The sequence below is a fragment of the Vibrio sp. T11.5 genome (genome assembly GCF_027587155.1).
GTDB classification, from domain to species: Bacteria; Pseudomonadota; Gammaproteobacteria; order Enterobacterales; family Vibrionaceae; genus Vibrio; species Vibrio neptunius.
The window spans coordinates 141,858-149,681 of sequence record NZ_JAPPTP010000011.1; the positions used below are offsets into that span (position 1 = coordinate 141,858).

At 43.3% G+C, this 7,824-nt stretch carries 5 protein-coding genes; 2 read left to right on the forward strand and 3 right to left on the reverse strand.

Features of this window, described 5'->3' with window-relative positions:
- Positions 1–252: 252 nt before the first annotated feature.
- On the reverse strand, positions 253–1,896 hold the full coding sequence (locus OH455_RS13240; protein WP_269981729.1) for a mechanosensitive ion channel family protein: 1,644 nt from the start codon (positions 1,894–1,896) through the stop codon (positions 253–255).
- 219 nt (positions 1,897–2,115) lie between these two features.
- On the opposite strand from OH455_RS13240, the gene OH455_RS13245 reads away from it, so the two are divergent.
- Positions 2,116–3,426, forward strand: a complete 1,311-nt coding sequence (locus OH455_RS13245; protein ID WP_269981730.1) for a methyl-accepting chemotaxis protein — start codon at positions 2,116–2,118, stop codon at positions 3,424–3,426.
- A 231-nt stretch (positions 3,427–3,657) separates the two neighbouring features.
- Positions 3,658–4,467, forward strand: a complete 810-nt coding sequence (locus OH455_RS13250; RefSeq protein ID WP_269981731.1) for a M15 family metallopeptidase — start codon at positions 3,658–3,660, stop codon at positions 4,465–4,467.
- A gap of 270 nt (positions 4,468–4,737) precedes the next feature.
- On the opposite strand, the gene OH455_RS13255 is transcribed toward OH455_RS13250, so the two are convergent.
- Together OH455_RS13255 and OH455_RS13260 are read right to left on the reverse strand one after the other, a co-directional pair.
- Positions 4,738–5,019: a colicin immunity domain-containing protein gene (locus OH455_RS13255; protein ID WP_045976519.1), complete on the reverse strand. Its 282-nt coding sequence runs from the start codon at positions 5,017–5,019 to the stop codon at positions 4,738–4,740.
- The gene (locus OH455_RS13260; RefSeq protein ID WP_269981732.1) at positions 5,016–7,742 is read right to left on the reverse strand and encodes a colicin D domain-containing protein; all 2,727 of its coding nucleotides are present in this window, start codon (positions 7,740–7,742) and stop codon (positions 5,016–5,018) included. The genes OH455_RS13255 and OH455_RS13260 overlap by 4 nt, the downstream gene beginning before the upstream one ends.
- Between the last annotated feature and the right edge of the window lie 82 nt (positions 7,743–7,824).

A 7,824-nucleotide genomic window follows, 5' to 3' on the forward strand; every position in this document is an offset into this window, starting at 1 on the left:
CCCAATGGGGCGCTTTTTTATGTGTTTTCGAGTAGGGACCTTACATACTGATTACGCTTGTCTGAAATACCTCGGCGGCGACATTCCTGCGCCGCTTTGCGGAAATTTCCTGATTGAAAAATGGTCACGAACCTGCTTGCTAAACGGGGGGGAGCGAATTGATTCAGGCCTGAGGCACGAGTATGGCCCGCATATCTTTGGATGAAATGAAGCAATGGCGGTGGTTTTCGCCATTGCTTCATTTTAATCAATTTAACTAAGCGCTTCTGATTCGGCTCTGATTTGTTCTACTGAGTTTGATTTCATTTGCAAGTAGGTCGTTTGGGCTGGCAGAGCAAACTCTGCTTGATTCGCTTTAACAATTTGTTCAATACGCATCAGTAAATCTTGCTGTAATTGCAAGAACTCATTTCTGTCTTTAGTATCAATATGAGCCAATACATCAATGTTTAAACTGTATTTGTCAAAGCCTGAAAAATGGACTCGTAGGGGCGATTCGAGTACATCTGGGTGTGCCAAAAACGCCGTTTTTATCTCATACGCAATCTGTTCGACTTGAGGCATAGACGTCTCGTATCGCAGACCTATCTGAGTGCTAAACGGATAGCGATCTCGACGAGTGAAGTTGACGATTTCCATTTTTACTAAGTCGCCATTCGCAATGGTTATTTGGGTGCGATCTTTAGCTCGAATTCGCGTCGAACGTACGCCTATACGCTCAACAACACCAGAGACTTGGCCAATTTTGCAGTAGTCACCTACAGACAATGATTTGTCCATAAACAGTATCACGCCACCAATTAGGTTTTCCATCGTCGGTCTAATCGCAAGTGCGATAGCCATACCACCGAGGCTTAATCCAGTGACGATACCGTAGACTGGAACGCCGATACGGCTTAAGCCATAGCCAAAGATCGACACGGCTAAAGCAGAGCCGACCAGAGTCCCTACAATTTGTGTCACGCTTTGGCGTAACTCGGAGGCATTCTCGCTTCGATTGGGTAAAATTGTGCAAGCTCTGTAGCCAACTAGGTAAGCTGACTGAGTCACTAAAAGCCAGATCAATAGCTCACCAGAGACGTTTAAAGTCGACATTAACTTGCCCGTCATATTGATTTCGTGGCTGATCAAATATAAGAAAACGCCAATTCCCATCGCCATTATTACAGGGGTAAATATAGTCCTACCAAGATAGCGATAAACAGCGTAACCGTAAGCAAATAACACTAAGCTGACTATCGCTAATGCGATCCACTGCCATACTGCTTGATCAGAAAGCTCTGTCATGAACGCATTTGGGAGGGCTTCAATATAACCAAACCAAGCTGGTGGAATCAGTTTCCCTGCACTCAGAGAGTAAAACTGATAAAAGTCATCCACTGCGCCGTTGCGGTTAGGCAAATGTTTGACAAGCTGATAGTTGGAATAGAGTTTATCGATGGTTTGAGCTGAGAATAAGTATTGACCATCGCTTTGTTTTTCGATCATCAATTGAGTGTGAGGCAGCCGCCAATAGGCGATATTTTTTTGATCGGGAATCGATGTAGCTTCAAACTCTGGGAGGCGATCGAGGATCTCTTTCATCAGCATAACGGACTCTAATGCGACTCGTTGCTGGCTCGATTTGGGTACTTCAGAGAGATCAAAACATTGCATTGCTTTATCGAAGAGAGCATACACCGATTGTTTTGCCGCTTCTTTCTCTGCTGCTGGTAAGGAAGGCAGCTCTAACAAGGTTTGGTTGGCTTGTTCGACCAAGTGGATGAAGCTGAGATAGGTTGCTTGCGGGCTACTCGTGTCCGGTGGAGCTAAGGGAAAACGTTCATTAGCAAGTATATAAAATGAAGACAAAGACAGACTAAGAACACATAAAATCCTGAATAAAGAAATCATCATTGATGCACACCTTACGTATCGACCTACTAGATTTATATCAATCTAATTGATATTTTCTTTGTTGCATATTTAAGTCAATGTTCTCACTCTACTTTCAGGAAAAACTGCGCTTTAAGTCCGATAAAGCTGTAGGCAGACTGCTACTCCACTATTGATATGTCTATAATTTAAACCGGTACTATACTTGAACAATGCGAAACATGGGGAGTATATCGAGATATGTGGCCATTTGAAAAAAAGACCGAAGAAGCGGAACAAGAGCGTGTTCGACAGCAGAATTACCATCTAATAGTTGCCTCCATGAATAAGGCTTTGGTCACGATTGAATTTGATCCTCAAGGGAACATCAAAACAGCAAGTCCATTGTTTCTAGAAGCGATGGGGTATCAACTGGAAGAGCTAGTTGGGAAGCATCACCGTATTTTTTGTGATAAAAGCTACACACAAAGTTCTGAATACTCGCATTTCTGGCAATCTCTGGGACGGGGTGAAGTGAAATCAGGTACTTTCGAACGTTACAGTAAGTCTGGAGATTTAGTCATCATAGAGGCGACCTATTTCCCAGTGTTTGATGATACTGGAGCAGTAACCAGTGTAATAAAAATAGCCAGTGATGTGACAGAGAAAGTCAAACAAGCACGAGCTGATAAAGACCTTATCGCGGCACTGCATCAAAATTTCGCGGTGATTGAGTTTCAGCCTGACGGCACGATCATCGATGCAAATAAAAACTTCTTAACTGCTCTTAGCTACTCAATAGAGCAGGTCCAAGGGCAGCACCATCGCATGTTCTGCTTTGATGAGTTTTATCATGAAAACCCTAATTTCTGGCGTGAACTGGCGCAAGGTCGGGCTTTTTCTGGTCGTTTTCTACGCAAGACAAGTTATGGAGAAGAATTGTGGATCCAAGCTTCATATAGCCCCGTTCGCAATGAAAAGGGAGAGGTGTATAAAATTGTTAAATTCGCTTCCGATATTACCGATGACGTTACTCGTGAAATGGCGATTGCAGAAGCGGCAAACATTGCTCACTCAACGGCGTTGCAAACCTCTCAAGTTGCGCAGAACGGCAATCAGGTACTTCAAGAAACCGTAGGTATTTCACAAAAAATGATGGATAACCTCACGGCATCGATCAGTCAGATCGATGAACTAGCTTCGCTGTCTGATGATGTATCTGAAATTGTCAAAACCATTGGTAGTATTGCGGAGCAAACCAATTTGCTCGCACTGAATGCCGCGATTGAGGCTGCGCGGGCTGGTGATCAGGGACGGGGCTTTGCTGTTGTCGCTGATGAAGTGCGAAAATTGGCGTCAAGAACGTCTGAATCGACAGAAGAAATTACCCAAGTGGTTAATAAAAACATGTCTTTGACCAAAGAAGTCACTCAAGCAATGAACGACGTTAATTCTGTGGCTCAGGAAACGAGCGGAAAGATTCAAACTGTGTCAGAAACCATGGATGAAATCTACACTGGCGCAGAAAGTGTTGCCTCTGCGGTGAATAGCTTTAAAGGCAACGAAGGCTGAGTAAAGTCATGTTATGCACACTCAATAGAAAGCGATTGAATTTATCTATTGAGTGTCCCTCTCTGTTTTTTGATTGATTGTCTGTGTTACCTCTATTACCTATTAGAACAAAACACCTTTCGCCGTCAGCGTCACAATTTGACTCAACCCGCTGTTTTAAATATCACGTCTAATCAGATCATTGGTTAGAATAAGACCACTTTGGGTTGAAAATACGTTGATAAAAGCGAAATGAAAAGATACTGGGTGGGCCTGATCACTGCCTTATTGAGTTCAACGGGTTACGCTAAAATCGCCCCTATTTCAGAATGGCAATGTAGTATGATGAAAAGTCAGGGGGTGTTGAATGAGGGCGCTCCATTAGGCTGTGATCGACTTTCTAAAGTTGATTTCGACTTTACTAACTTTGATGGGCAAACTCAGCAGGGCAGTGTGATAGTGTTAGATGTTGTTGCCCCTTCCGTAGAGCGGATTTTCACCGAGCTACATAAACGTCAGTTTCCGCTTCATTCTGCGCGCTTAATGCGTGAATTTCGAGGCGATGATACTGCTTCTATGGCCGCGAACAATAGCAGTGCTTTCAATGCTCGCTCCATCACTGGCGGGTCTAGTTGGTCGAAACATGCTTATGGTGTTGCCATTGATATCAACCCGGTACAAAACCCGTTTCTAGAATTTGGCTCAGATGGAAAAATCACAGTTAAACCGATTCAATCAGTAGATAACTACATTAACCGAACTCGTTTTCGAGCTCGAAGTGAGATCGAACGTCAAGGCATGGCTGAAGACGTCACAGAGCTTTTCGCATACCACGGGTTCCTTATCTGGGGCGGGGACTGGAATACGCCGATAGACACTCAGCATTTCGAAGTCGGGTCGCGTCAATTTATTGAAAAGCTGGTAAATCAACCTAAACCCAATGCAATGGAAACATTCAACCAATACGTTGCGTCATATCGCCGTTGTTTTGATCAAAATGAAGCTGAGGGAAGTGACAAGGCGCGAGCGATGTGTGCGTACAAAACAGTGCACGCGTTTTAATCATCAAGATTGCCCTGATATCAAATACTTGGCTGACTATCGTCATGCTAGCTGGTCAGCGACAGCACACGAGCCTTGTTAAGGCAAACACTGATGAGCTTTGTTATGCGGCAGGCTTTGGCTCCTTAGCTGAAAATAGACGTAAAATTGCCTGCCTCTGTTGTCTTAGTCCTAAAGCATCAAAAAAGCCCGCTAGCGGGCTTATCTTAAATCAACATCATTGGCCGATAGCTCAATACACTTGAGCTATCGGATACGGTGTCTAAACCGCTACTTATCATGTTGAGTCAGTAGGTCATATGCATCCTGAGTACGAGCTAAGAGAAGTGAATCGTCCAAATCGTCATCATCACGTAAGTCCGGATCACTACAGTAAGCATCGACACAATAGAACAAGCTATTGAGGACTTGGTAGACATTCTCGGGCATTGGTCTCGATTCATTCTTGAACATCTCTAGGTATCGTTCCTCAAATTGAGCTCCCGTAAGTTGACCTGATAGGAACCGAGACATCAACAATGTGTAGCTTTTAGAACACTCTATTGAACTCATAGTTTACCTGTATTTAAAACACACTCTAGTTGTTTTGGGTTTAGTTTCCAGCCGCTGAGAAACTTACCGTCTGGCTCAAGAATGACGGTCAGACCGGTAGCTGGGTCAGTGTGTAGTTGGACCTTTTCACCTCGATAGCTGCCGTCTATCTCTTGCGTTCCTGGTGCGATAATGTGATCGCGAATTGCTTGATCAAATTGCTTGAGATTCTTACTGTTGCAATTTCCTTTTACACCAAAATCGACCGCATGCTTAAATTTCTTTTTCAGTTGTTTAAGCCTCTGCTTATCCAACGAAACGTTGTTTGCCACTGGTGTAGCAGCTGTACTAGCGACCGAGCTGCTTGCCACGCCAGTAGATCCAGTAGCGCTGTCCGTCCGTTTACCTAGGCCATCATACGTGAAGGTGATCTTAGTTTCAGGTTTACCATTGATTTCAATCGACGTTTGCTGACCCTGAATATTATAAGTGAAGCGAACAGTATTACCTTGGTCATCATCCATTCGATACAATAGCCCAGTAATATCGTAGTAACGATTATGGGTATTGCCCCAGTTTGCATAGGTTTTCTTCAGTTGCAAATCAATGTTTAAGCGTTCTTCTGACTGCTTGTTAGCTTCATAATCACGAATGTGTCGATCTAAGCGGTTTAACAATGAGTGAGGAGAAGCGCTTTGGTTTTGTTCATCATGGGTGATGTTGAGTCGCCCATCCAAGCCCATTCTTATTTGGTACTCACCGCGAGTGGTGATGCATGTCAGCGATTTTTGCAAAGGGTTGTAACTGACTTGCGTGGTATCTGCGGGGCAAGCTTGCTGCCAGTTTTTTAGTTCCGCAGGCACCTTATCTATTGAGTAAAATTGCAGATCTTCAGTTTTACCGCTAATGACTACAGCAATTGCGCGGTTATTCGGATCATAATGTGTCTCGCCAAGTGGTGTACCGTTCACAGCAGTAGTTACGATACTTCCCCAATCAGTGTTCAGGTATTGGTAGTCCTTTGATGCATCTTTTCCAATATGTTTCACCAATCGCTCGCCCTGATAAACAAGCTTCTCTCTGAGTATGAAATGGTTATTCATTTTCCTCACTCTAGAGGTTAGTCGATCGTGGCTGTCCATTTCGACGATATCTTGCGTCTGACTGCTGCCCTGTCGAACCGTTTTTTGGGTCAGTTTGTTTTTTTTGTATTTATATTCAACATCTTTGACCTGCAGTGCACTTTGCCCACTTTCATAAGCTGGGCTGGCAATAGACAGATGCTCTTTTTTCCCTTTGATTTTATTTTTGCTGTATTCATACACGACCTGTTCTTCAATCTTTCCAAGCTTGAAGTTTTCAGTAGTCTGGAGACGCTTTTCGATACGACCTTTTGCGTCATAACTATAATTGGTGACGGTTTGTTCATGCACAGAACCATCGACACCAGAAACTGAGTCTACGACTTTAGTTTTTTGAACATCACCACTTGCAGAGGGGTTCCAATCTATTTTGGTCTCAGAAAGGGGGGATTCTGTGCCATTGATGGTACCAAAGCGAGTGATTCTGCTTACTAAGCCCACGAAACCGTCCTTGATCAAGTAACGCGTCACCTCTCGGATATTGTTTACTGAGTTAATGGTTTCCTTCTCTGTCATCAGAGGAGGTTGACCGGAACGGCTCGACTCATCGCTGTAAGTGAATCGCTCAGAAATAACGCTAGCGCCGTTTGAAACCTCACTGTCTGTTATTACTGATTTACTGCCGATATCATTGAACTGATGCTGAACAGAACGATATTGATCTTTCCAACCGACTAGGTGTGGCAAAGAATCTAGGCTAGCTTGACGCCCATAGTTGAGGCTCACGATCGGATAACAAGATGGTTCAGAGGAAGTTTTTAACTTCACACATTGGCCAATGGAAGAAAGGTAATATTCGTTAAAGGGGGGCTTACTCCATCCTGAGCCATCAGCTTTGAGCACTCCTGAGTTGTGATCAACCCAAAGCTGACTTTTTAGAAAATAAGTTGTGATCGACTGACCATGATCGACATCGATAGTCGTTAAATCGTCGGTTGTCTTTATTGACACCTGTTTATCAGACTTAAGTTTATCTAACCCTTCGAGGGTATAACGATTTTCGATAAAGGATAGGTGAGCCGTGCCATTATTGTGGAAGATCGGCATAGATAAACCGGCTGTGCCATGCTTTGTTACGTAGGAGTCCAGCTCCGTGACAGCACTGAGCTTTGAATAAGAGGCGTAAGGGTAACTGAAAGCATTGTGGATAAGATCGGACTTCACTTCTTTTAGTGTCTGTGTCACGACAGGTTCAGTTAGATAATCTCGAATCTTAAATTGGTAGGAACCTAGCTCAATTGTGAGAGACGTACCTTGCTCTGAGTAATGTACAGCGCTCTGGTCAAGCTTATTGTTGCTAGATAGCCTGATGTAATCTTTATATAGGTGGATGTTTTCGCTATCAAAGAGCGCCACCTTCCAGTGAGGACTTTCCTTCCAAACACTTAAATAACGAATCTTTTCGCTGTTAGTTGCAGCTGAAATGGATGACTCTGCTTGGGGGGGCATTACACCAGTTGGTTGATGAGAGTCTTCAACCAGTTTTACATAGAAATGATAGTGATCATTGCTGACATCTTTAAGGACGACTTCAAGCTCAACAGCATGGGTATAAGATGTAAACAATACAAAGATGGCAATGATTATTTTATTTAATTTCATACTACTAATTTATATATTAATATTTTAATTACTACGTACTAAATTCATTTATTGGGTTTTAACTCTAAAGTAGCGATAAAAA